We start from the raw sequence: 21,557 nt of genomic DNA, 5'->3' as shown, positions 1-21,557 counted from the left end.
CCGCGGGACGGTTCAGGACGCCGGGTCCGCGTCGCCCGCGTCGTCGGCGGTGCCCACGAGGTCCAGCTCGTCGACGGCGAGGTCGTCCACCAGCGGTGCGGGCGGTGCGGCCTCCGGCTCGGCCTCCACGTCGGTCTCGCTGTGCGCGCCGCAGCCGTGGTCGGCGCTGACGACGCGGCCGTCCTCGGGGGACCACTCGTTGGCGCACACCCCGAACACCTGCCGCAGCGAACCGGCCAGCAGCAGGTAGAACCCGCACGTGGAGCACGGGGCGGCGGCGTTCTCGGCGATCTCGGTGCGCGGGCCGCGGTCGCCGTCGTACCAGCGCGTCGCGGCCTCGTCGCGGCCCTGCGCCGACAGGACCCGCTCGCGGCCCAGGCCCAGCTCCCACAGCGCCAGCGCGTCGGCCTCGTCGTCGCCGACGGCCTCGTAGCCCTGCTCCAGCAGCGGGTCGTCCGCCTTGCGCGGCAGCGTGTCGCGCGGGCCCACGTCACCGGGGGCGATGCGCTCGGCCCACGGCAGCCACTGCGGCGGGCGCAGCGCCTCGTCGCCGGGCAGCAGGCACACCTCGCTGACGGTGACGTTGCGGGCGCGGGAGGCGCGCGTCAGCGTCACCGTCCACCGCCACCCCCGGTACCCCGGCAGCAGGCACGCGAAGGCGTGGCTGACGACCCGGTCGCCCTCGGCGACGGCCTCCAGGTGCTCGCCGACGGTGCCCGCGTCGGCGACCTCCTCGGCGGCCGCGCGGGCCAGGTCGACGGCACCGGCCGTCGCCGCGTCCAGGACGGGCTTGCGGGCGCGGCGCGGGCGGGCCGCGGTGCTCTCGGCCACCCTCAGACCTCGAGGTCGTCGGCGACGGCGCGCAGGACGGTGGCGACCTTGCGGGCCCCGCCCTTCTCGGGGTAGCGGCCCCGGCGCAGCGATGCGGAGACGCCGTCGAGGAGCTTGATGAGGTCCTCCACGATGACGACCATGTCCTCGGGCTTCTTGCGGGTGGCGCGCGCCACGGAGTGCACGGGCTCCAGCAGGCGCACGGACAGCGCCTGCGTGCCGCGCTCGCCCTGCACCACGCCGAACTCCACGCGGGCGCCCTTGGACAGCGTCGTGGCGCCCGCCGGCAGCGCCGAGGCGTGCACGAACACCTCGCCGCCGTCCTCGGCGGCGAGGAAGCCGAACCCCTTGTCGGCGTCGAACCACTTGACCTTGCCAGTCGGCACGGGAACCTTCTCGTGTGAGCGGTGGGCGCGGCCTGCGGCCGCGGCCCGGGGAGCGTCGGGTGTCTGCGGGCCGTCGCGCGGCCCCGGGCGGGGGCGCGTCGACCGGTACCCAGGTTAACGGGATCCGGGGGCGGTGCCCTCCCGCCCGGCCGGGCGCACGGCGGCGCCGGCCAGGTCGGCGGCGTGCGCGGCGACCCAGGCGGGGAAGTCCTCCAGCCCGTCCAGGACGACGTCGGCGCCGGCGCCGCGCAGCGCGGCGGCGTCGTGGGCGCCCGTGGTCACGCCCACGGCGACGGCGCCGGCGACGCGGGCGGCGCGCACGTCGCCGGGGTGGTCGCCCACGTAGGCCGTGGCGCCGACCTCGGCCAGGCGCACGCCCTTCTGCTCGGCGAACAGGTCCCCGGCGACGTCCTCGGGGCGCACCGCGCCGTCCAGGCCGGCGCGGGCCAGCACCCGGTGCACGTTCGGGGCGTGCTTCGCGCTGACGACGACGCTGCGCCCGCCGTGCGCGGCGGGCGCGGCCAGGGCGGCCGCCGCCCCCGGGTAGGCCTGCACGCCGGGCACGCCCAGCGAGGGGTACAGCTCCTTGTAGCGCGCGGCGAGCGCGGCGACGCCCTCCGGGGAGGTGCCCGGGGCCAGGCCCGCGACGATGAGCTCCAGCGGCACGCCCGCGTACGGCCGGGTGTCCTCGGCGGTCACGCGCACGCCGACCTCGCCCAGCACCGCCCGCAGCGTGGCGGTGATGCCCTCGCTGGAGTCCACCAGCGTCATGTCGAGGTCGAACCCGACCACGGGCACGCCCGCGGGCCGGGGGGCGGGTGCGCGGGAGCCGGTGGCGGCCGAGGAGGTCACGGGCCCACCCTGCCAGGCGCCGCCGACACCCCGCCCGGACGCGGTGATCACCAGGTGGGATGCTGCCGGTGGCCGGTTGCGCGGCCCGGGAGGCTGCGCGAAGGTCGAGCGCGCGGGCGCCCAGCCGCCCGGCTCCCGTCGGGCGCCGTCCGCTCCGCGCGAGAACCCTGGTGATGGACGAGGAGACGACGAGACGACATGGCTGACTACGCGCTGCCGGACCTTCCGTACGACTACTCCGCGCTCGAGCCCCACATCTCGGGCACGATCATGGAACTGCACCACGACAAGCACCACCAGGCGTACGTGACGGGCGCCAACACGGCCCTGGAGAAGCTGGCCGCGGCGCGCGACGCCGACGACCTGGCCACCGTGAACCTGCACGAGAAGAACCTGGCCTTCAACCTGGGCGGGCACGTCAACCACTCGGCGTTCTGGCCGAACCTGTCCCCGGACGGCGGCGACAAGCCGACCGGCGAGCTGGCCGCCGCCATCGACGAGCAGTTCGGCTCCTTCGACAAGTTCCGCGCGCACTTCGCGGCCGTCGCCGCGGGCGTGCAGGGCTCGGGCTGGGCGATCCTGGCGTGGGACTCGGTGGGCCAGAAGCTCATCAACGTCCAGCTCTACGACCAGCAGGGCAACATCGCGCTCGGCCTGGTGCCGATCGTGCTGCTGGACGTGTGGGAGCACGCCTACTACCTGGACTACAAGAACGTCCGCGCCGACTACGTCAAGGCGTGGTGGAACGTCGTGAACTGGGCCGACGCCGCCCAGCGCTTCGAGCGCGCGCGCTCGCAGACGGCCGGTCTCATCGTCCCGTGACCACCGTCCCGTGACGGTGCGCTGAGACGCTCTGACGTGCGAGGGGCGGCCCCCGGTGGGGGCCGCCCCTCGTCGTGCTCACGCGGGCAGCCGCTGCGCGAGCAGGTCCAGGAAGGCGCGGGCCGCGGCGGAGGAAGCCGCACCGGCGTGCACGGCGCACACCCGGCGCACCGGCGCGTCCACCACCGGGACCGCCCGCACCCCGCCGGCCGCGCGCGCCGTCGCGGCCGGCAGCAGCGCGACCCCCACCCCGGCGCGCACGAGGTCCAGCAGGAAGGCGGCCGAGGAGCTCTCCACGGCGACCTCGCGCGCCAGGCCGGCCGCCGCGAACGCCTCGTCGCTCTGCCGGCGCCCGCTGGTGCCGGCGGGGAAGTCCACGCCCGCCCGCCCGGCGAGGTCCCGCAGGCGCAGCCGGTGCCGGGCCGCCCACGGGTCGCCCTCGGCGACGACGGCCGCCAGCGGCTCGGTGGCGATGACCTGCACCTGCACGCCGGTCAGGGGCTCGCTGAGCGCGGTGCCGGTGAACCCCACGTCCAGGGTGCCGTCGGCGACGGCGGCCAGGGTGCGGCTGGAGGTCTGCTCCACGACGGTGGCGCGCACCCCGGGGTGCCGTTCGCGCAGCAGCGCCAGCAACCCCGCCAGGTCCACGTCGGCGAGGGTGGGGATGGTGCCGATGCGCAACGGCCCCTCGACGGCCCCGGTGACCGCGGCCACGTCCGTGCGCAGCCGGTCCAGCTCGGCCAGCACCGCGCGGGCGCGCGGCAGCAGCGCCTCGCCGGCCGCGGTGAGCCGCACGCTGCGGCTGGTGCGCTCGAACAGCGTCGTGCCGAGCTCGTCCTCCAGCCGGGCGACGTGGGCGCTGAGCGCCGACTGGGTGGTGCCCACCTCGTGCGCGGCGCGGGTGAAGTGCAGGGCGTCGGCCACGGCCAGCGCGCACCGCAGCTGCAGGGGCGTCACCGGCGCTCGGCCGTGCCCCGCCCGGCGGGGCGCTCGCGGCGCACCGTCGCCCGCCTGCCGCGCAGGGTCGCCGCGCGCAGGCCGCGGATGACCTCCTCGGCGCTGTCCGCGGGCACCTCGACCAGCGAGAACCGCTCCGTGATCTCGATGGCGCCCACGTCCCGCCCGGTCAGGGAGGACTCCCCGGCGATCGCCCCCACGAGGTCCTGCGGGCGGATGCCGGCGCTGCGCCCCGCCCCCACGTACAGGCGCGTCATCGGCTGCCCGCTCCCGCCGGGTCCCCGGCCCCCGCCGCGCTGGGGCCGGCCGCCCCGCCCGGTGGGCCCGGTGGCCCCGGCGGGCGCCGGCCGCTCGGCCGGGATGTCGGCCTCGTCGTCGTCGCGGCCGCCGGTGGCCTCGTGGGCGAGCTTGACCGCGGCCAGGGCGACCTGGACGAGGTCGAACTCGTCGCCGAGCGGCTCCACCACGCTGCGGAAGCGGTCGAGGTCGTCGGTGAGCAGGCTCTCGCGCAGCGCGGCGCGGGTCAGCTCCAGGCGCCGGGCGTGCAGGTCGGCGACCGTCGGCAGCGACTCGACGGCGATGCGCTGGCCGGTGACCCGCTCGATCGTCTTCAGCATCCGGTGCTCGCGGGAGTCGGCCAGGGTGATGGCCACGCCCTCCCGCCCGGCGCGCCCGACCCGGCCGATGCGGTGCACGTAGGACTCCGGCGCGCTGGGCACGTCGTAGTTCACGACGTGGGTCAGGTGCTCCACGTCCAGCCCGCGCGCGGCGACGTCGGTGGCCACCAGCAGGTCCGCGGTCTCCGCCCGCAGCCGGCCCATCACCTTCTCGCGCTGGTCCTGGCTCATGCCGCCGTGCAGGGCCTCGGCCCGGTAGCCGCGCCCGTTCAGGCTCTCGGTGACGGTGTCCACCTGCTCGCGCGTGCGGCAGAAGACGATGGCCGCGCCGGGCGCCTCCACGTCCAGCACCCGGCCCAGCGCGGCCGTCTTGTGGGCGCGGGGGACCAGGTAGGCGCTCTGGCGGACCTTCGGCACCTGCCCGGCGGGGACGGCGGCCCGCTCGATGCGCACCCGCACCGGCTCGCGCAGGTGCCGGCGGGCCAGCGCCGCCGTGCGGGCGGGCATGGTCGCGGAGAAGAGCACCGTCTGGCGCTCCTCGGGCGTGGCGGACAGCAGCGCCTCGATGTCCTCGCTGAAGCCCATGTCGAGCATCTCGTCGGCCTCGTCGAGCACGACGGTGCGCAGCGCCTCGAAGTTCAGCGCCCCGCGCCCGAGCAGGTCCAGCGCCCGGCCGGGGGTGGCCACGACGACGTCCACGCCGCGCGAGAGCGCCCGCAGCTGCTGGCCGACGGGGGTGCCGCCGTACACGGGCAGCACCCGGGCGCCGAGCTCGCGGCCGTACTTGTACATCGCCTCCGAGACCTGCACCGCCAGTTCCCGGGTGGGGGCCAGCACCAGGGCGGTGGGGGTGCCCGGCCGTTCGGGCAGCGGCGCGAGGACGTGCAGCAGGGGCAGCGCGTACGCCGCGGTCTTGCCGGTGCCGGTCGCCGCGACCCCGAGGACGTCGTGGCCGGCCAGCAGCGGCGGCACGGCCTCCCGCTGCACGGGCGTGGGTTCCTCGTAACCGAGCGCGGTCAGGGCCCGCAGCAGCTCCTCCCGCAGGCCGAGGCCGGCGAAGGCGGTGTCGACGGTGTCGGGGGTGTCGGCGGAGCCGGGGGTGTCTGCGGAGTCGGGGCCCTCGGGTGCGCTCATGCCCCGAGTCTGCCCCGTTGCGCGGAACCCCTCACGTCCCGTCCCCGTCCCCGTCGCCGGTCCCCGTGGCCCCGGCGCTCGGGGAGCTCCCGGCCTCGTGCAGGGCGGCGTCGGCGTCGGCGAGGAACTGCTCGACCCCGCGGGAGGGGACGTAGGTCGCGGTGCCGGTGGTGACGGTGACCGCCAGGCCGGCGACGGGGCGCTCCCGGACGGCGCGGCGCACGCGCTGCGCCGACCGGTCGGCGGCGGTGGCGTCGGCGTCCGGCAGGAGCACGGCGAACTCGGCACCCCCCAGGCGGGCGACGAGGTCCGTGCGGCGCAGCACGGCCCGCGCGCGGGCGGCGACCTCGGCCAGGACCGCGTCACCGGCCCGGTGCCCGGCGGTGCGCCCGGCGGTGCCGTCGACCTCCTCGAACCGGTCGACGTCGACGAGGACCAGCGACAGGGGAGCGGGTTGCCGCTGCAGGCGGGCGACCTCCTCGGCCAGGCGCTCGTCGAAGCGGCGGCGGTTGGCCACGCCCGTCAGGGGGTCGGTGCGCGACTGCTCGCGCAGTTCCGCGACCTGCCCGCGCAGCTGCGCGTGCGAGTCCTGCAGCTCCTGCAGCGCGATGCGCAGGCCCAGCTCCCCGGACACCGCGGCGGCGAGGTCCTCCAGCAGCTGCAGGTCGCCGGCGGACCACTGGCGCGGGACGAAGTCGGCCGCGCAGAAGGCCCCCAGCGTGTGCCCGCCGTGGCGCAGCGGGTAGCCGGCGTAGGCGCCGGCGCCCATCTCCACCACCGCCGCGTGCTCCCGGTAGGTGGGGTGCGTGCGGGCGTCGAACAGGACGACGGGACCGTCCAGGCGGACGACCTGGGCGCACAGGGAGTGGCTCAGCGGGGTGGAGCGCAGCGAGGCCCACGGCTCCGGCAGGCCGACCGCGGCCTCGATGATCTCGCGGTCCGCGGCGACGAAGGAGACCATCACCACCGGCACGTGCAGGACGCGCGCGGCCGTGCGCACCAGCCGCTGCAGCTGCTCGCTGTCCTCACCGGCCCGCACCGCCCGCGCCACGGCCGCGCTGCGCGTCGTCGCGAGCGGCTGCGCCGACGGCTCTGCTGACGGCTCGGAGGCCGGTGACATGCCGACATGCTCCCCACGGCGCCCCGGGAGGACAACCCGGGCCCCGGTCGACCGCGCGGTGCCGCAGGTGGCAGACCCATCGCGTTCCGCGATCGGTGCCCCCCTCCCGATCGCTTGGACGGCGGGTGGGGCGCCGGAGCACGCTGGGCACGTGCTCACCCGGTCCCTGCTGCTACTCATGGCCGTCGCGACCGGCTTGACCGTCGGCGGCAACTACGTCAACCAGCCGCTGCTGGACACCATCGCCGCCGACCTGGCGGTGCGGCAGGGCAGCGCCGCCACCCTGGTCACCACCGCGCAGGTCTCCTACGGCCTGGGCCTGCTGCTCGTGGTGCCGCTGGGCGACCTGCTGGAGCGCCGCCGGCTGCTCACCGCCCTGGCGCTGCTGGCCGCGGCCGGGCACGCCGTGTGCGCGGTGGCGACGTCGTTCCCCGTGCTGCTGGTGGGCACCGCGGTGGCGGGGCTGTTCTCGGTGGCCGCGCAGGTCCTGGTGCCCTTCGCCGCCGAGCTGGCCGAACCGGGCCGGGCCGGGCGCGCGGTGGGCACGGTGATGAGCGGCCTGCTCGTCGGCGCGCTGCTGGCGCGCAGCGCGTCGGGGGCGCTGGCCGACGTGGCCGGCTGGCACGCGCCGTACGCCGTGGTCGCCGCCGGGCTGGTGCTCCTGGCGCTGGTGCTGCGCCGCCGCCTGCCGGTGAGCGTGCCGCGGCGGGTGGGCGGCTACCGCGCCACGCTGGCCTCCACGGCGGCGCTGGTGCGCGCCGAGCCGCGGCTGCGCACCCGCGCGCTGCTGGGCGCGGCGGGCTTCGCGGGCGTCTCGGTCCTGTTCAGCACCATGACGTTCCTGCTGGCGGGGGAGCGCTTCGGCCTCAGCGACGGCGCCATCGGCCTGATCGCCCTGGTGGGGGCGGGCGCCGCGCTGGCCGCGTCGCTGGCGGGCCGGATGGCCGACGCGGGCCGCACCCAGCTGGCCACGGGAGCCGGCGCGCTGCTGCTGGTGGCGTCCTGGGCGGCCCTGGGCCTGTCCGCCTCGGACGCGCTGACCTCGCTGGTGCTGTTCGTGGCCGGCTTCGCGGTGGCCGACCTGGGCCTGCAGATGGTCCACGTGTCCAACCAGAACGTGATCTACCCGCTGCGCCCGGACGCCCGCGCCCGGCTGAACTCCGCCTACATGACCACGTACTTCACCGGCGGTGCGCTCGGCTCGGCCGCCGGGTCGGCGGCCTGGATCGCCGGCGGCTGGGGCGCGGTGACGGTGGTGGGCGCGGCGTTCGCGCTGCTGACGACCGCGCTGTGGCTGGTGGACGTGCGCGCCGGGCGCCGGGCGCGCACGGCGGCGGGGGAGGTCAGCCCCGCCGGCGCCGCCGCGCCACGATGACGCCGATCCCGGCGAGCACCGCCAGGACGGCCACCACCACGGCGACGACCACCCCGGTGCTCGTCCCGTCGTCGTCCGCGAGCGCGTCCGCGTCCCCGTCCGCGGCGGGGGAGCTCTCCGTGGCCGGGGCCGCCTCCGTCGCCGGGGACGAGGTCACCACGTCCGGCGTGGGGGCGGTGGTGGCGGCACCGGCCGCAGCGGCGGCCGCCTCGGCGGTGAAGGTGAAGGTGCCGGAGATCGGGTGCCCGTCGGAGGACGTCACCCGGTACTGCACCTCGTAGCTGCCCGCGGGGCGCTCGCCGCCCAGCGCCTGGGTGACCGTCTCGTCGACGACCTGCGCCTCGCCGGTGGACACGACACCGGTGGGGCCGGTGACCTGCACCTGCGTCCCGAGGCCCAGGGGCGCCGCCGACATCGTCAGCACCACCTGCTCGGGCGCCTGCTCCAGCACGGCGTCGGCGGCCGGGTCGCTGGAGACGAGGCGGTCGTGCGCGGAGGCGGCCGGGGCGGTGGCCAGCGCACCGCCGAGGCCGGCGCTCAGGCCGAGGACGAGCGCCGCGGCACCGCGCACGGTGCGGCGGGTGGCGGGTCGGGGGGCGGCCGGGCGGCGGGTGGCGGTGGCGGTGGCGGGCACGCGCCCACCCTACGGAGCGCGGGGTGAGCGGGCCCGGGCGCCCGATCCACGGCACCCACCCGCGGCACCGGTCCGATGGCACCGGGCCGCGGCGGTCGGTGCGCGCGGCGGCTGGCACAGTGGGCGGGTGGCTCAGCGCAGGAACCCCCGCCCCCGGCAGGCACCGCCGGTGCCTCCCCGCGAGCCCGAGGTGGCCGACCCCTCCACCGGGGCGATCGGCGCCACGATCGCAGCGGGGCTGTCGGTCCTGTGCTCGCTGGCCTACTTCCCCCTGGCGATCGCGGTCGCGCTGGTGGTGCTGGTGCTGTCGGTGCGGGCGCTGGTGCGCCGGGCCCCGCACCGCGCCTGGTGGGTGGCGGCCACCGCGCTGTCCGCCCTCTCCCTGGCGCTCTCCGCCCTGGGCATCGCGCTGCTGCTCGCCGAGCGGTGAGCGGACCCGGCGCGCAGCCCGGGGAACCCGACCCGCTGGTGCTGGCCCTGGCGCTGGACCCCGGCGACCAGCAGCACCTCGACGAGCTGCGGCGCCGGCACTTCCCGCCCGAGCGGCTGAAGGTCGGCGCCCACGTCACCCTGTTCCACGCCTTGCCCGGCGAACAGCTGCCGCTGGTGCTGGGCGAGGTGGCCGAGGCGTGCCGCCGTCCCCCCTTCGACGTGGAGGTCAGCGGGGTGCGCTCGCTGGGCCGCGGTGCGGCGCTGGTGCTGCGCTCGGCGCCGCTGGACGCGCTGCGCGCCGACCTCGCCGCCCGGTTCGCGCCGTGGCTGACCCGCCAGGACGCGCAGCGGTTCTCCGCGCACGTCACCGTGCAGAACTTCGTGCCCCCCGCGCAGGCGCGAGAGCTGGTGGCCGAGATGTCGGCGGGTTTCGTCCCCTGGACGGTGCACGCCGTCGGCGTGGAGGTGCACCGCTACGCCGGCGGCCCTTGGGAACTGCTGGAGACCGTGCCGCTGGGTTGAGCGCGCGCCACCCCGCGCCCGGTGCCGACCGGTCCCACGACCCACGAGGTCGAGCGCACGAGCGCCTGCCCGTGCGGGCCTACCCCGCGAACCGGTGCTGCACCCGGCGGACCTGCCACAGCGCGGTGGCGGCGCACACGGCCACCCAGCTCACTCGCGATCCCGGGGGCGCCACGCCCTTGAAGATCACGGGCCGCACCCCGAGGCTGCCGGCGGTGACCAGAGCCGCGGCCAGTGCGCCGACGGCAGCGACCCACCACGCCCCAGCAGCGCCGACGCGTTGCGCCGACCGGTGGACCACCGCTGTGACGGCACCGCACAGAGCCCCGGCGAGCGAACCGGTGAGGGCCCCCTGGTCCACGCGACGAGGGTGGCACGGGACCGGGCGACGGGGAAGAGGCGTCGCTGCGCCTGAAACCGCGGAGGGCGGTGGGAGGGTGGGTCCGTGAGCACCGCGGGGACCACGCCACGGGAACGTGCCGCCACCCGGCGCCGGGCGCGCCTGAGCGTCGTGGTGCGGCCCCACTGGGTGAACGCCTGGTTGCTGAGGACCGCCGCCAGGCCGTACCTGCGCCTGGACGGCACCGAGCACCTCCTGGAGTGGAACCGCGCCGGCACGTTCTCCCTCGAGCCGGGACCGCACGAACTCGAAGCGTTCTGGCGCTACCGAGGCACCCGGGTTCCCCTGGGGGCCGGCACCTCGCAGGTGCAGCTCCAGGAGGGTGAGGAGGCCCTCGTCGAGGCCCGCAACGGCCCGCTGAACCACCAGCCGCTGCAGTTGCGCCAGCGGCCGGCCCCCTGAGCCGACCCCCTCACCCGGCAACGGTCGTGCACCGCCACTCGGTCGGTTCTCGCCACTCGGTCGGTTCTCGCCCCGCGCTCGGCTCCCGCGAGCGATGATGGAACTCTCACGCACCTGAACGCGTCCTCGACGTGGTCCGGTTCCGTCGGCGGAGCGCGATCGCCCCCCCGCGGGGGGGCAGTGAAACTCGCGACCGCGACGCTCACCACTTCTCGAAGCGTGATCTGCATCACAGTCGACACGTCGATCGGCGAATCACCGCTTCTGCCACCCCGCCGCGTGGTCCTGTGTTCCCGGCACCTGGCCACCCGCGGGGGAGTGTCGTGCGCGCACGATGGTCACGCCCTCCCCGCGGGTCGCCCCGGTCCTCAGCGAGGCAGCTCACGAAGGAGACCGTCATGCACCGTGGAACCCGCCGCGTCCTCCTGGCCGCACCCCTGCTGGCGGCCGGTGTGCTGACCGCGTGCTCCGGCTCGCCCGCCGAGGCCGAGACCGAGTCCCAGCGGATCGGCCCCCTGGGTGCCTACTTCGAGTCCTTCTACGGCGGCGACCTCAGCGAGGCCGAGCAGCAGGCCCGGTTCGAGGAGCAGAACGAGCGCACGGAGGAGCTCATCGCCCAGTGCATGAGCGAGCAGGGTTTCGAGTACCGGCCCAACACCGGCAACGCGTCGTTCTCGGTCGGCAGCGGCGAGGAGTGGGACGTCGAGTCCCGTGACTGGGTGGCCCAGTACGGGTACGGCATGGTCACCTCGCCCGGGATGGAGGAGGCCGAGCAGGCTCCGGCCGAGGAGTACGCCGACCCCAACGCCGACTACGTCGCCAGCCTGACCGAGTCCGAGCAGATCGCCTACGGCGAGGCGCTGTCCGGCCCGATGCCCTCCGAGGAGGAGATGGCGGCCATGGAGGACGGTTCCTACGAGTGGGACTGGACCAAGAGCGGCTGCCAGGGCGAGGCCCAGCACGAGACGATGGGCGAGGACCCGTTGCAGGGCGACGAGTTCAAGGGGCTGCAGGAGGACATCAGCGCCTTCTACGAGGGGCAGCCGTCCTGGCCCGGGATGGCCGAGGTGGACACGGCCTGGTCGGAGTGCATGGCGGCGGCCGGGCACTCCGGTCTCGCCGTCCAGGCCGACGCGCAGAACTCCATCATCGAGGAGATGAACGGGGTCTACGAGACGATGGACCCCGAGGGCGAGGTCGACCAGACCGCCCTCGACGCCATCGGGGAGAAGGAGGTCGAGCTGGCGCTGGCCGACCTCGACTGCCGCGAGCAGACCGACTACCGCTCGAAGGTCGAGGACATCACCTTCGAGCAGGAGCAGCGGTTCGTCGACGACCACGAGGCCGAGCTGGACGCCATGAAGGCCGCCGCTGAGCAGGGGAACTGACCCGTGACGCTGCAGCAGGGGCCGCCGCAGATCGACCCCGGTGCGGACGACTCCCCCCTCGAACCCGCTGGGCCCGTCGAACCCGGTCCGGTGCGGCGTCGCGCGGTGTCGCGGGGGGCGGGCCCGAAGGGTTCCGGCCGCCGGGCCGTCCAGCAGAACCGGTTGTCCGCGGTGCTGCGGCGCAACCGCGTCCTGCTCGTCGTGGCCGCCGCGGCAGCGGTGAGCCTGGTGGTCGGCCTGCTGCTGGGCCGGTTCGTCCTGGCCGGCGACGACGAGGCGAGCGTTCCCGAGCCCGGTCTCATCACCGCCCCCGTGGGTTTCGGGGAGCTGAGCAACGACGTCACCATCCGCGGTGAGGTCGCCTACTCCGACTCGGTGGAGGTCCGCATCGACACCTCGGGCACCCCGGGTCCGGCCGTGGTGACCGGGCGAGTGCCCGCCGTGGGTGAGGAGTTCACCGGGCTCGCGGTCGCCCTCGAGGTCGCGGGCCGTCCCGTCATCGTCCTGCCCGGTGAGCTGCCGGCCTACCGCACGCTGCAGGTCGGGGTGTCCGGGCCGGACGTCGTGCAGTTCAAGCAGGCGCTACGCGCCGTCGGTCTGGACGGCGGCAACCCCGAGGACGACGAGTTCGACGCCCGGACGGCGAACGCTGTGACGGCCCTGTACGACCAGGCCGGCTACCCCGCACCGGCGGCGCCGGAGGGGAGCGCCGACGGCGTGCGCGCGGCCCAGGACGCGGTGCGCGGCGCCGAGCAGGCGCTGGCCGCGGCCCGCACCGAACTGGACCTGGCGCGCGGTGGCGCCGGAGCCGTCGAGGTCCGCGAGGCGGACAACGCCGTGGCCAGCGCCCGGCGCGAACTGGACGCCGCCCGGGCCCAGGACCCGGCCGACGCGAACCTCGTCGCCGACCTGCAGGACGCGCTCGGCCTGGCCGAGCTGCGCCGGCAGCAGCTGGACGCCCCCGCCGACACCAGCGCCCAGCGCGCCGCGGTCACCGGCGCCGAGCAGCAGCTGCGCGACGCCCGGTCCGGGCTCGCCACGGCGCGGGAGCAGGCCCTGCCGAACCTGCCCGCCGGGGAGGTCCTCTACCTCGCGGACCTGCCCCGCCGGGTGGACGCGGTGACCGCCACCCGCGGCAGCGTCCTGGAGGGCCCGGCCATGACGGTCTCCGGGGCGACGCTGCAGGTCTCCGGGTCGGCGGCCGAGGCCGACGCGCGCCTGCTCGCCGTCGGCGGCGAGGCGTTCCTGGACCTGCCCGACGGTTCCCGCCACCGCGCCGTCATCGCGGCCCTGGCCCCCGGCGAGGGCGACTCCTCCCGCTGGACGGTCAGCCTCACCCCCGACCCGCTGAGCCCCGAGCAGGTCACCGAGCTGCGCGGTGCGAACCTGCGGGTGTCCATCCCGGTCGGTGCCACCCAGGGTCCGGTGCTGGCGGTACCGCTCGCCGCGCTGTCCGCCGGGCCCGGCGGGCAGGACCGGGTCCAGGTCGTCGACGGCGACCCCCGCGACGGTGAGGACGCCGAGACCCGGATCGTGGTGGTGGAGACGGGGCTGGCCGCCGACGGAGCCGTGGAGGTCCGTCCCCTCGAGGGGGAGCTGGCCGAGGGCGACCTCGTCGTGGTGGGCCGCTGAGTGGGCGATCCGCTCGTCGAACTGCTCGACGTGACCCGCTCCTTCCCCGGCCCCCCGGAGGTGCAGGCGCTGAAGTCGGTGAACCTCGCGGTCCACGCCGGCGACTACGTCTCCATCGTCGGCCCCAGCGGGTCGGGGAAGTCGACGATGATGAACATCCTCGGCCTGGTGGACCGCCCCAGCGTCGGGGAGTACCGGCTGGACGGGGTGCTGACCGGGAACCTCGACGAAGCGGGCCGCTCGGCGCTGCGGGCCTCGCGGATCGGGTTCGTGTTCCAGGCCTTCCACCTGCTGCCGCGCCGGACGGTCCTCGAGAACGTCATGCTGCCGATGTTGTACAGCGGAACCCCGCGCGAGCACCGCGAGGAGCGTGCGCTGGCCGCCCTGGACCGGGTGGGGATGTCGCACCGGCTGGGTTTCAGCCCGGCGACCCTGTCGGGCGGTGAGCGCCAGCGGGTCGCCGTCGCCCGGGCCGTGGCTACCCGCCCGGGCCTGCTGCTGGCCGACGAGCCGACCGGGAACCTCGACGAGAGGACGACGGCCGACGTGATGGGTCTGCTGGAGGACCTGCACGACGACGGCATCGCCGTCGTCGTCATCACCCACGACGCCGACGTGGCCGACCGGGCCGAGCGCGCGCTGCGGATCGCCGACGGCCGGCTGAGCGAGGTGCGGTGAGCGCCGCGCCGGGGACCGGGACGAGGACGAGGGTGAGGCGCAGGGCCCGCGTCGCGCCGCCCGTGCCCGCCGTCGTCCGCGCCGACAGGTTCTCCGCGGGGGACCTGCTGTTCGAGGCGACCGCCGACCTCAGCAGCCGCCCGGGCAGGCTGGTGATGACGTTGCTGGGCACGGTGATCGGCGTCGCCGCGCTGGTGCTGACCCTGGGTTTCGCGCACACCACCGCCGCGCAGCTGGCCCGCCAGTTCAACGCGTTCGCCGCGACCCAGCTCGTCGCCGTCCCGGCGCAGGCGCAGACCGGCACCGACCGCAGCGTCGCCGCGGGCCCGTTGCCGTGGGACGCCGTGGAACGCGTGGAGCGCCTGGCGGGGGTGCAGGCGGCGGCCGTGGTCGCCGAGGTGGCGCTGCCGGAGGGGGCGACGATCACCGCGGTCACGGTCAACGACCCTTCGCAGGCGCAGGCGGCCCCGCCGCGCCTGTTCGCCGCCTCGGCGCAGCTGCTGGACACCGTGGAGGGCACCGTCACGGCGGGCCGGGTGTTCGACGCCGGGCACGACCGGCGCGGGGACCGCGTCGCGGTCCTCGGCGCCCGGGCCGCCCAGCGGCTCGCGGTGAGCGGGGTGGACACCCAGCCGTCCATCTTCGTCGACGGCGTCGCCTACGCGGTCGTGGGGATCGTCGACGACGTCGCGGCCAGGGCGGAACTCCTCGACGGCGTCGTGATCCCGACGGGCACCGCCCGCCGCGACTTCCGGCTGAGCGCCCCGGGGGAGGTGCAGGCCCGCATCGTGGTCGGTTCCGGTGCGCAGGTCGGCGCTCAGGCGGCGCTGGCCCTGGCCCCGGACGACCCCGGCAGCGTCGAGGTCCGCGCACCGGCCGCGCGTTCGGACCTGGCCCGGAACGTGCAGGCCGACGTGAACGTCGTCTTCCTCGTCGTGTCCGGGATCGTGCTGCTGGCCGGTGTGGTCGGCATCGCCAGCGTCACCACGCTGTCGGTGATGGAGCGCACGAGCGAGATCGGGTTGCGCCGTGCCCTGGGGGCGACCCCGCGCCAGATCGCCGGCCAGTTCATGGCCGAGTCGGTCGTCGTCGGGCTGCTGGGAGGTCTGGTCGGGGCCGCGGCGGGGCTCCTCGTCCTGCTGGCGGTGTGCCTGGTGCAGGGGTGGGCCCCCGTGGTCAACCCGCTCGTCGCCCTCGGCGGGGTGCTCCTCGGCGGGGTGGTCGGGGTGCTGGCCGGGGGGTTCCCCGCCCGCCGCGCCTCCCGCATCGAACCCGTGGCCGCCCTGCGCGGTTCCTGACGCGCGCAGGAACCACGCACGGCACCACGCACGGCGCCGGGGGCGGCACCGGGAGGGACAGGGACGCCGGCGCCGGGGCGACCACGTGCCGGGCACCCGCCCGCCACCGGCCGGTGGTCCGCTCGCGGGTCAGCCCGTCAGTGAGCGTCCTGCGGGGCCGGGGTGAGCGTGCGCAGCAGCGAGCCGGTGAACCGGTGCGCCGCCGCGCGCCGCGCCGCCTCCAGGGTGAGCACGTCGTCGCCCGCCGCACGCGCGCGCGGCAGCAGCTCCTGCGTAGCGTCCAGCACCGCGGCGCGCAGTTCGGTGTTGACGTTGACCTTCCCCAGCCCGGCGGCACCGGCGCGGGCGAGGTCGCCCTCGGGCAGGCCGGAGGCCCCGTGCAGGGCCAGGGGGACCGGGCAGCGCTCGCGGACCGCGGCCACCAGCGGCCAGTCCAGCCGCGGCTCGCCCGCGTAGCGGCCGTGGACGTTGCCGACGGAGACCGCCAGCAGCTGGGCCCCGGACGCCGCGACGAAGCCGGCGACCAGCTCGGGGTCCGTCCCGCCGGCCGCGTGCACGCTCAGGGCGCGGTCCTCGTCCCCGGCGATGTCGCCCAGCTCGGCCTCCACGACGGTGCCGGAGCCGGCGGTGAGCTCGCGCACGCGCGCCACGAGGGCGGCGTTGTCCTCCAGCGGGAGCTTCGAGCCGTCGGCGAGGACCGCGTCGGCGCCCGCGGCGACCGCCTCCAGCACCAGGCCCACGTCGGTGGCGTGGTCGAGCTGGACGCTGACGGGGACGCTCGCGCCGTCGGCCAGGGTGCGCAGGGCCGCGATCAGCCGGGAGCCGTCCCGGCCGCGGGCCGCGGCCGGCGGGACGAGCAGCGCCACGGGGACGCCGGCGTCCTCGGCGGCCGCGACGACGGCCAGGGCGGTGCCGAACTCGTAGCAGCTCAGCGCCGGCAGCGCGGCTCCCACCGCGAGACGGCCGGCGACGAGCTCGTCCAGCCGCGCCCTCACCCGGCGGCCCCGCCCGCGGTGCTCCCGCGCCGGGGGGCGACGACCTCGATCACCGAGGAGTCGTCGGCGGCGCCGCGCCCCTGCGCGGCTCCCAGCAGGTACAGCTGCTCGGCGGCCGAGGCCACCGGGGTCGGCAGACCCGCGGCGCGGGCGGCGCGGGTGACGATGCCCATGTCCTTGACGAAGATGTCCAGGCGGCTGAGGACCTCGGCGTCCTCGTCCTGCAGCGCCTGCAGCATGCGCGGGCCGCGGTTGGCGAGCATGAAGGAGCCCGCGGCACCGGCGGAGAGGGTCTCCAGGGTGGCGGCCGGGTCCAGCCCGAGGCGCTCGGCCAGCGCGAGCGCCTCGGCGCCGGCGGCGATGTGCACCCCGCACAGCAGCTGGTTGACGGTCTTGAAGGCCTGCCCCTGGCCGGGCTCGTCGCCGATGACGCTGAGGGTGGAGGCGAGCAGGTCCAGCACCGGCGCCGCCTTCTCACGGGCGTGCGGGGCGGCACCCACCACGATGAGCAGGTCGCCGGCGCCGGCGCGGGCGGGGCCGCCGCTGAGGGGGGCGTCGACGAGGTGGACGTCGTGCTCGGCCAGGCGCCGGGCGACGTCCACGACGTCGTCGATGCCGACGGTGCTGGTCATGACGACCACCGCGCCGGGGGCCAGGACGGCGGCGACGCCCTGCTCGCCGAACAGCACCTCGCGCAGCTGCGCGCCGTCGCGCACGGCGAGCAGCACCGCGTCGGCCCCCGAGGCGGCCTCGGGGGCGGAGGGGAAGGTCCGCACCCCGGCGCCGGCGGCCAGCTCGAGCCGCTCGGCGGAGATGTCGAAGCCGTGGACGGTCAGCCCCTCGGTGAGGCGGGTGGCCATGGGCAGGCCCATGGCGCCCAGGCCGAGGACGGCGACGGTGTAGCCGGGGGTGGTGGGCACGGGGTGCTCCTCGGGGGTGGTGGCTGGGTCGGGGGCGCTGGCGGGGCCGGTCACGGGGCGGTGAGGGTGCGCACGACGGCGGCCAGGGAGCCGTCGTCGCCGACGTTGCCGGCGAACACCACGTAGGGGGTGCCCACCGCGGGGCCGTCGACGGGCTCCCACAGCGAGACGATGCCCGGCAGCATCGGCCCGCGCACCAGGGCGCGGCGGATGCCGAGGCCGTGGGCGGCCACGTCGCTGGAGGTGATGCCGCCCTTGGCGATGACGAAGCGCGGCGGGTGGGCGGCGAGCACGCGCTGCACGACCTCGACGACGGCCGCGGAGACGCGACGGGAGATGTCCAGGCTCTCGGCGGGGTCGTCGGTGCGCCGCAGGTCGCGGCTGGTGTGCACGACGACGTCGCCGTCGGCGAGCAGGCGCACGGCCTCGGCGGCGACCTCGGCGACGTGCTCCCCGGCGCGCGCGGGGTCCAGGACCTGCGGCACCTCGACGACCAGGGAGCGCACGTCGGGGCGCTCGGCCTGCAGCACCGCCAGCTGGCGGCTGGTCAGGCCCACGTGCGAGCCGACGACGACGAGCCCGCCGCCGCTGCGGGCCGGGCGCTCGCCGAACACCTCCGCCGCGGTCAGCGGGGGGTGGACCTCCTGACCGGTGCGGGCGCGCACGAACGGCGGGCCCACCCGGTACAGCAGCTCCTTGCCGGCCTCCTCGGCCCGCTCCAGGCCCAGGGCGAGCAGGCGCATGTCGTCCTCGGTGACGACGTCGGCCACGACCGGGGCGCCGCCGGCGACGGGGGCCAGGGCCGCGGCGACGGCGGCGGGGCCGGCGCGCACGGTGCCGAGGTCGAGCACCACGACGTCCTCGGCGCGCACCCGGCCGGCGGTCTTCTCCGCCACCCACTCGCGCAGGTCGGAGCTGCGGTACCCGAACGTGGCGTCGCGGGCGAACTCGGTCTCGCCCGCCGGGACGAGCCCGTCGGGGGTGCGCAGGTAGTGCACGCCGCCGACGGTGATGCGCCCGGCGTCGGGGAACGCCGGCACGAGCACGACGCCGTCGACGGCCCGTCCGCCGTGCTCGGCGAGGGTGGCGGCGATGACGTCCGTCTCCAGCGGGAAGTGCCCGCGCAGGGTGGAGTCGCTGCGGCTGACGAAGCGGACCCGGGTCCCGGTGCGCCCGGCGGCGGCGAGCGCGGCGGTGACGACCTGCCGGTTGCGCTCGGCGGCCTGCGCGGGGTCCAGGCTGCGGGTGTTGGTGAGCACGTAGACCGCGGGCGCGCCCGAGCCGAGGGCCCAGGCGAGGTCGTCCTCGGTCCACGCGGTGAGCACGGGCAGCCCGGCGACGGACTGGGTGCCGGTGGGGTCGTCGTCGAGGACCACCAGGACGGTGCCGGTGCGCTCGACGGCCTCGGCGACGCGGGTGGCGGGCACCGCGACGGGGGAGGGGTGCTGCTGGAGGAGGCTGTCCTCGTCCACCATGAGAACTCCTTCGTTGTCAGATGTCAGACATCTTACGTCACGAGAGCCGTTCGTCGGGGTGCGCTCACCCGGGAGGGGTGGGCCCGGGCGGGGTGAGCACGTAGCGCCGCAGGTCGTCGGCCGTCTGCTGCAGGTGCGCGTCCATCGCCCGGCGGGCCCGTTCCGGGTCGCCCGAGCGCACGCCCTCCAGCACCAGGGCGTGCTGCTCGACGGCGTGGGCCTGGATCTGCGGGACCGCGGAGGTCTGCTCGCGCTTCTCGCGCAGCACGCGGGAGAGCGGCTCCAGCAGCACGGCCACGAACGGGTTGCGCGAGGCGCGCAGCAGCACGTCGTGGAAGGCGATGTCGGCGGCCACGAACCCCGGCACGTCCGCGCGCTCGTGGGCGCCGCGCATCCGCTCCAGCAGCTCCTGGAGCTGCTCCAGGTCGGCGGCGTCGTGGTGCGTCGCGGCCAGCGCGGCCGCCCCGGTCTCGATCATGCGGCGCACCTCGACGAGGTGCACGGGGGTCAGGTCCTCCCCGGCCCCGGCGGAGGTCGCCCGCAGCACCGCCTCCAGGCCGGTCCACTCCCCGACGGGGTTGACGTAGCTGCCCACGCCGGGGGCCGCGCGCACGACGTTCTGCGCCTGCAGCGTCTTCAGCGCCTCGCGCAGCGTCACCCGGCTCACGCCGTGGGCCTCGCACAGCTCCGCCTCGGTGGGCAGCGGGCCCCCCACGGGCAGCTCGCCCCGCACGATCTGGTCCAGGACCGTCTCGGCGACCTGGCTGACCAGCGACTTGCGCGGCAACGGAACCGCCCCTCCCACCCGGCATCGCGACCCCGGCGACCGGGCGCCGCCCGACTCTAGCGGCGCGCGCCCGTGCGGGCCGGGGTGCGCACCACGGCTCACCGGTCGGCGGCCAGGCCGTGCTCCAGGCGCTCCAGCAGCGCCCGGGCCTCGCGGGCGCCGGCGGGGTCCCCGCCCAGGGCGCGGTGCAGGCGCTCGGCCCAGTGGGCGCGCAGCAGGCCGAGGTTCCGGGCGGCCAGGGCGGTCGGGTGCAGCACCACCGCGCGCCCGTCGAGGTCGCCGTGGCCGCGCTCGACGAGGCCCTTGGCCTCCAGCGCCCGCAGGGCGGTGCTGAGGTTGCTGCGCTGCAGGCCGGTGGCGGCGGCCGCGGCGCTGGGGGAGGTGCCGGGGTGGCGGTCGAGGTGGCGCATGACGGTCGTCTCGGTCGCGGTGAGGGGGACCACGCCCTCGACGGCGGCGTGCCGGCCCTGCAGGTCCCGGGCGACGGTCATGAGCAGGTCCGCCAGGTCGGCGAGCTCGTCGTCGCGGGGCGGGGGCGGGGTGGTTGCCACGGGGGGGAGAGTACCGGTGGTTCTGTGGTTATAGTTATGCAGACATTATTTTCTGACGAGGAGCACCGTGCCCACCCCCGCCCCCGCCGACACCGTCGGCGCCACCTCCCTCCCGCCCGTGCAGGGCCACCGCGGCCTGACCCGCGGGCTGCTGCTCGTGCTGGCCCTGCTGTTCGCGATCGCCCCCTTCGCCACCGACCTGTACCTGGCGGCCTTCCCCCGGATGACCGCCGACCTCGGCACCGACGAGACCGGCGTGCAGCTGACGCTGACGGCGTTCCTCGTCGGCGCCGCCGCCGGCCAGCTCGTCTTCGGCCCCCTCTCCGACCGCTTCGGCCGCGTCCGCCCGCTGATCGCCGGCGCCGTGCTGTGCGTCCTGGCCAGCGCCCTGGCCGCCTTCGCCCCGACGGTGGGCGTGCTCGTCGCCGCCCGCGTGGCGCAGGGCCTGGGCGGGGCGGCCGGCATGGTCATCGGCCGCGCCGTCGTCGCCGACCTCGCCACCGGGGCCGCCGCCGCGCGCGCCCTGAGCCTGCTGATGATCGTCGGTGGTCTCGCGCCCGTCGTCGCACCGCTGGCCGGCAGCCTGCTCGTCGAGCCGATCGGCTGGCGCGGCATCCTCGGCGTCGTCCTCGCCCTGGCCGTCGTCATGCTGGTCGCGGTGCTGGCCGTGGTGCGCGAGTCGCACCCGCCCGCCCGCCGGGCCGCCGCGCGCGAGCTGCGCGCCCGCTCCGGCTCCACCGCCCGCGACCTGCGCTCGCGCACCTACGTCGGCAACACCCTGGCCTTCGCCTTCGGGTTCGCCGTGATGATGGCCTACATCTCCGCCTCGCCGTTCCTCTACCAGGAGCTCATGGGGCTGGGCGAGGTCCAGTACGGCCTGCTGTTCGGGGTCAACGCCCTGCTGCTCGCCGTGGTCAGCGGCGTCTCCGCCCGCCTGGCCGGCAGGTTCCCCCTGCACCGCCTGCTCTTCGCCGGCCTGGGCACCACCCTGGTGGCGTCGGTGGCGCTGCTCGCCCTCGTGCTGGCCGACGTGCCCGTCGGCTGGTTCGCCGTGCCGATCGCCGTGGCGGTCGCCGCCCTCGGCCTGGTCATGGGCAACGGCACCGCCCTGGCGCTGAGCGCGGTGCCCCGCGCCGCCGGCTCCGCCTCGGCGCTGCTGGGCGCCCTGCAGTTCGCCCTCGCCGCCCTGGTCTCCCCGCTGGTCAGCCTCGGCGGCGGCACGAGCCCGCTCAACCTCGCGGTCGTCATGGTGGCCTCGGCCGTCGTGGCGCTGGGCGGGGCGGCGTTCGGGAACAGCGTCCGCCGCACCGGCACCGGGGTGCCCGCGCAGCGCCGGCACGGCTGAACCC

23 protein-coding genes are annotated in these 21,557 nt (G+C 76.7%); 10 read left to right on the top strand and 13 right to left on the bottom strand.

The window, feature by feature from the left end; genetic code table 11:
- Positions 1 to 12: 12 nt before the first annotated feature.
- The 3 genes from ACRYR9_RS04405 to ACRYR9_RS04395 form a co-directional block, all read right to left on the bottom strand.
- A complete protein-coding gene (locus tag ACRYR9_RS04405) occupies positions 13 to 831 on the bottom strand; it encodes a DUF3027 domain-containing protein (protein ID WP_432492829.1) in 819 nt (272 codons plus the stop codon).
- 2 nt (positions 832 to 833) lie between these two features.
- Positions 834 to 1,217, bottom strand: coding sequence for a cold-shock protein (locus ACRYR9_RS04400; RefSeq protein WP_432492831.1), 384 nt, complete (start codon positions 1,215 to 1,217; stop codon positions 834 to 836).
- A gap of 114 nt (positions 1,218 to 1,331) precedes the next feature.
- Positions 1,332 to 2,069 (bottom strand): HAD family hydrolase, encoded by a 738-nt coding sequence (locus ACRYR9_RS04395; RefSeq protein WP_432492833.1) that lies wholly within the window; start codon positions 2,067 to 2,069, stop codon positions 1,332 to 1,334.
- 198 nt (positions 2,070 to 2,267) lie between these two features.
- Here ACRYR9_RS04395 and ACRYR9_RS04390 point away from each other — a divergent pair, with 198 nt between their 5' ends.
- A complete protein-coding gene (locus ACRYR9_RS04390) occupies positions 2,268 to 2,891 on the top strand; it encodes a superoxide dismutase (protein ID WP_432492835.1) in 624 nt (207 codons plus the stop codon).
- Positions 2,892 to 2,969: 78 nt separating this feature from the next.
- Here ACRYR9_RS04390 and ACRYR9_RS04385 read toward each other — a convergent pair whose 3' ends face one another.
- Genes ACRYR9_RS04385 through ACRYR9_RS04375 form a run of 3 tightly spaced genes read right to left on the bottom strand, consistent with a single transcriptional unit; the run spans position 2,970 to position 6,719 of the window.
- Entirely contained in the window at positions 2,970 to 3,848 is an 879-nt protein-coding gene (locus ACRYR9_RS04385) for a LysR family transcriptional regulator (protein WP_432492837.1), read from the bottom strand.
- Positions 3,845 to 5,599: a DEAD/DEAH box helicase gene (locus ACRYR9_RS04380; RefSeq protein ID WP_432492839.1), complete on the bottom strand. Its 1,755-nt coding sequence runs from the start codon at positions 5,597 to 5,599 to the stop codon at positions 3,845 to 3,847. The genes ACRYR9_RS04385 and ACRYR9_RS04380 overlap by 4 nt, the downstream gene beginning before the upstream one ends.
- 31 nt (positions 5,600 to 5,630) lie before the next feature.
- The gene (locus ACRYR9_RS04375; RefSeq protein WP_432492841.1) at positions 5,631 to 6,719 is read right to left on the bottom strand and encodes a sensor domain-containing diguanylate cyclase; all 1,089 of its coding nucleotides are present in this window, start codon (positions 6,717 to 6,719) and stop codon (positions 5,631 to 5,633) included.
- A 151-nt stretch (positions 6,720 to 6,870) separates the two neighbouring features.
- On the opposite strand from ACRYR9_RS04375, the gene ACRYR9_RS04370 reads away from it, so the two are divergent.
- Complete coding sequence (locus ACRYR9_RS04370) at positions 6,871 to 8,094, top strand: MFS transporter (protein ID WP_432492843.1); 1,224 nt, start codon at positions 6,871 to 6,873, stop codon at positions 8,092 to 8,094.
- On the opposite strand, the gene ACRYR9_RS04365 is transcribed toward ACRYR9_RS04370, so the two are convergent.
- Entirely contained in the window at positions 8,063 to 8,728 is a 666-nt protein-coding gene (locus ACRYR9_RS04365) for a copper resistance CopC family protein (protein ID WP_432492845.1), read from the bottom strand. The genes ACRYR9_RS04370 and ACRYR9_RS04365 overlap by 32 nt on opposite strands.
- Before the next feature lie 127 nt (positions 8,729 to 8,855).
- On the opposite strand from ACRYR9_RS04365, the gene ACRYR9_RS04360 reads away from it, so the two are divergent.
- Positions 8,856 to 9,158: a hypothetical protein gene (locus ACRYR9_RS04360; RefSeq protein ID WP_432492847.1), complete on the top strand. Its 303-nt coding sequence runs from the start codon at positions 8,856 to 8,858 to the stop codon at positions 9,156 to 9,158.
- Entirely contained in the window at positions 9,155 to 9,682 is a 528-nt protein-coding gene (locus ACRYR9_RS04355) for a 2'-5' RNA ligase family protein (protein WP_432492849.1), read from the top strand. Before ACRYR9_RS04360 ends, ACRYR9_RS04355 begins: the two co-directional genes overlap by 4 nt.
- A 79-nt stretch (positions 9,683 to 9,761) precedes the next feature.
- Here ACRYR9_RS04355 and ACRYR9_RS04350 read toward each other — a convergent pair whose 3' ends face one another.
- On the bottom strand, positions 9,762 to 10,043 hold the full coding sequence (locus ACRYR9_RS04350; protein WP_432492851.1) for a hypothetical protein: 282 nt from the start codon (positions 10,041 to 10,043) through the stop codon (positions 9,762 to 9,764).
- Between the two features lie 84 nt (positions 10,044 to 10,127).
- On the opposite strand from ACRYR9_RS04350, the gene ACRYR9_RS04345 reads away from it, so the two are divergent.
- The 5 genes from ACRYR9_RS04345 to ACRYR9_RS04325 all read left to right on the top strand — a co-directional run bounded on the left by ACRYR9_RS04345 (position 10,128) and on the right by ACRYR9_RS04325 (position 15,480).
- Complete coding sequence (locus ACRYR9_RS04345) at positions 10,128 to 10,484, top strand: hypothetical protein (protein ID WP_432492853.1); 357 nt, start codon at positions 10,128 to 10,130, stop codon at positions 10,482 to 10,484.
- 398 nt (positions 10,485 to 10,882) lie between these two features.
- A complete protein-coding gene (locus ACRYR9_RS04340) occupies positions 10,883 to 11,872 on the top strand; it encodes a hypothetical protein (protein WP_432492855.1) in 990 nt (329 codons plus the stop codon).
- A 3-nt stretch (positions 11,873 to 11,875) separates the two neighbouring features.
- Complete coding sequence (locus ACRYR9_RS04335) at positions 11,876 to 13,504, top strand: efflux RND transporter periplasmic adaptor subunit (RefSeq protein ID WP_432492857.1); 1,629 nt, start codon at positions 11,876 to 11,878, stop codon at positions 13,502 to 13,504.
- A complete protein-coding gene (locus ACRYR9_RS04330) occupies positions 13,505 to 14,182 on the top strand; it encodes an ABC transporter ATP-binding protein (RefSeq protein WP_432492859.1) in 678 nt (225 codons plus the stop codon).
- Positions 14,183 to 14,214: 32 nt separating this feature from the next.
- Positions 14,215 to 15,480: an ABC transporter permease gene (locus ACRYR9_RS04325; protein ID WP_432492861.1), complete on the top strand. Its 1,266-nt coding sequence runs from the start codon at positions 14,215 to 14,217 to the stop codon at positions 15,478 to 15,480.
- A gap of 137 nt (positions 15,481 to 15,617) precedes the next feature.
- Here ACRYR9_RS04325 and ACRYR9_RS04320 read toward each other — a convergent pair whose 3' ends face one another.
- The 5 genes from ACRYR9_RS04320 to ACRYR9_RS04300 form a co-directional block, all read right to left on the bottom strand.
- A complete protein-coding gene (locus ACRYR9_RS04320; RefSeq protein ID WP_432492863.1) occupies positions 15,618 to 16,475 on the bottom strand; it encodes a class II fructose-bisphosphate aldolase in 858 nt (285 codons plus the stop codon).
- Positions 16,472 to 17,395 carry an NAD(P)-dependent oxidoreductase gene (locus ACRYR9_RS04315; RefSeq protein ID WP_432492865.1) on the bottom strand — a complete coding sequence of 308 codons (924 nt, stop codon included), beginning with the start codon at positions 17,393 to 17,395 and terminating at the stop codon, positions 16,472 to 16,474. The genes ACRYR9_RS04320 and ACRYR9_RS04315 overlap by 4 nt, the downstream gene beginning before the upstream one ends.
- Before the next feature lie 50 nt (positions 17,396 to 17,445).
- The gene (locus ACRYR9_RS04310; RefSeq protein WP_432492867.1) at positions 17,446 to 18,870 is read right to left on the bottom strand and encodes a four-carbon acid sugar kinase family protein; all 1,425 of its coding nucleotides are present in this window, start codon (positions 18,868 to 18,870) and stop codon (positions 17,446 to 17,448) included.
- Positions 18,871 to 18,934: 64 nt separating this feature from the next.
- On the bottom strand, positions 18,935 to 19,657 hold the full coding sequence (locus tag ACRYR9_RS04305; RefSeq protein WP_432492869.1) for a FadR/GntR family transcriptional regulator: 723 nt from the start codon (positions 19,655 to 19,657) through the stop codon (positions 18,935 to 18,937).
- A 98-nt stretch (positions 19,658 to 19,755) separates the two neighbouring features.
- Positions 19,756 to 20,208: a MarR family winged helix-turn-helix transcriptional regulator gene (locus ACRYR9_RS04300; protein WP_432492871.1), complete on the bottom strand. Its 453-nt coding sequence runs from the start codon at positions 20,206 to 20,208 to the stop codon at positions 19,756 to 19,758.
- 67 nt (positions 20,209 to 20,275) lie between these two features.
- On the opposite strand from ACRYR9_RS04300, the gene ACRYR9_RS04295 reads away from it, so the two are divergent.
- Positions 20,276 to 21,553: a multidrug effflux MFS transporter gene (locus ACRYR9_RS04295; RefSeq protein WP_432492873.1), complete on the top strand. Its 1,278-nt coding sequence runs from the start codon at positions 20,276 to 20,278 to the stop codon at positions 21,551 to 21,553.
- Positions 21,554 to 21,557 lie beyond the last annotated feature (4 nt).

Source organism: Kineococcus auxinigenes, assembly GCF_050871525.1.
GTDB lineage: Bacteria > Actinomycetota > Actinomycetes > Actinomycetales > Kineococcaceae > Kineococcus.
Note: the sequence above shows the minus strand (reverse complement) of the source record. Positions and strands in the feature narration are given on the sequence as shown.